This window comes from Myxococcus sp. AB025B (genome assembly GCF_006518215.1).
GTDB lineage: Bacteria > Myxococcota > Myxococcia > Myxococcales > Myxococcaceae > Myxococcus > Myxococcus fulvus.
On sequence record NZ_SRLW01000606.1, the window covers coordinates 1 to 1807 of the forward strand.

Annotated in this window: 1 protein-coding gene; it reads left to right on the forward strand. The window is 71.2% G+C overall.

From position 1 onward, the window contains the following. The first annotated feature begins 50 nt into the window (after positions 1 to 50). A complete protein-coding gene (locus FL311_RS42980; RefSeq protein WP_141333439.1) occupies positions 51 to 1427 on the forward strand; it encodes a hypothetical protein in 1377 nt (458 codons plus the stop codon). Positions 1428 to 1807: the final 380 nt, after the last annotated feature.

Here is a 1807-nt window from a genome sequence, read left to right on the forward strand (position 1 = left end):
GCCCTCCCCGCCGCTTCCACCTCGTCTGTTCGCTCCCAGGAGGTGGCCCCGTGAGCCGCGTCGCGGGCTGGGTGGTGCTGGTGCTCTCGCTGGTCGTGTCATATGGCCCGGCCGAGGCCGCGCAGGCGAAGAAGGCTCCAGCGAAGAAGACCACGGTGGCGGTGCTGCGCCCCGAGGGCAGCCAGGCGGAGGCCCTGCGCAAGGTGCTGGCCGCGGAGCTGGGCAAGAAGGGCCGCGGGCGCGTGGTGCTGCCCGCGAAGAAGGTGGATGCCCAGGTGAAGCTCCTCCGCGGCGGACCGAAGACGGAGGAGCAGCGGCGGGCGCTGGCGAAGAAGCTCGGCGCGGACATCCTGATCCTCTCCTCGGTCAAGGGCACGAAGCGCTGGGACGTGCAGGTCCGCGCCTACTCCGGCCAGGACGGCTCCCTCATCGCGGAGGAAGAGTGGGACGTCCGCACGAACCGCGCCTTCCCCGACGTGCGGCGCGAGCTCGAGCCCAAGCTGGGCGCGGCCCTGAAGGAAGGCCCGCCGCAGAGCCTCGCGCCCACCGCCGTCACGCCTCCGACGCCTGTCGTCTCCGAGCCGGAGGTCGCGCCCCCGGCCCCCATCGCGGAGGCACCTCGCCAGGCGGTCGTGAAGCCGCCCCCGCCCACCGTGACGAAGAAGGAGGAGCCGCCCGCGAAGCCCGAGCCCAAGGCCGCCGGCCCTCGCGACCTGGACGGCCCCACCCTGGAGGCGCTGCTCTCCGGCCAGGGCCTCTTCCGCCGCTTCAACTTCTCCGGCAGCAACGCCAACGAGCTGCCCGACTACAGCCTCAACAGCGCCGCGGCGGCGAGCCTCGCGGTGAGCTACTTCCCCCTCTCCCACTTCACGGATGGGATGGTGCACAACCTGGGGCTCGTCGCGCGGGGCTCACGCTCCTTCGGGCTGTCCACGCGGCTGCCGGATGGCTCCAGCCACCCCACCACCGCGCAGCTCATCGAGGGTGGCCTGCGCTTCCGGCTGCCGCTGCGGTGGCTGGAGCTCTCCGTGGGCGCGCTGTACGGCACCCACTCCTTCGCGGTGGAGCTCCCGCCGGAGAGCACCTTCGCCCTGCCCGACGTGGACTACCGCTTCGCGCACGTGGAGCTGGGCCTGCGCAAGGCGCTCAACGAGCGCTGGGCCATCGCCGCGCGCGTGGGCTACCAGCACGTGCTGAGCGGCGGCGAGCTGTCCTCGGACGACTACCTCCCCGAGCTGAGCGGCTCCGGCATCGATGGCGAGCTCGCCGTGGAGTTCGCCCTGACGCGCATCTTCGGCCTGCGGGTGGGCGGCGAGGTGCGCAGCTACTCCTTCACCGCTGGCGCCGCGGAGGGCACGCCGGTCTTCGCTGGCGGCGCCAAGGACCTGTACTTCAGCGGTCAGCTCGGCCTGTACGTCAGGCTGTAGCACCCGCGCATTGAGGGGGTCTGTCCCCCACGCCTGTGGCGCCTCCTCCACACTTTCGCCCGAGGCCCGCACGAAAAATGAAACGCGCATGCATGCGTGACACGAGTTTTTCAGTATCCGTGTCACCGGGCCATCCGACCGATGCGTGCGCGTCGCGGCTACATTGACAGGACCGCGTCATCCAGCCGATGGGTATGTCTCCCAATGATGGAGGCGCTCGTGCCGAGGATGCGGTCACAACGGTTGTCACGAGAGCCAGCGGAGCGGGGACGGTGGTGGCGCCCGGTGGTGCTCGGGTTGCTCTTGAGCGGGGCTGCTGGCTGCGAAGGAACCCTCTCCAACCCGGAGGGCCCCGGTGGAGGCCCCGGCCCCGGTAATCC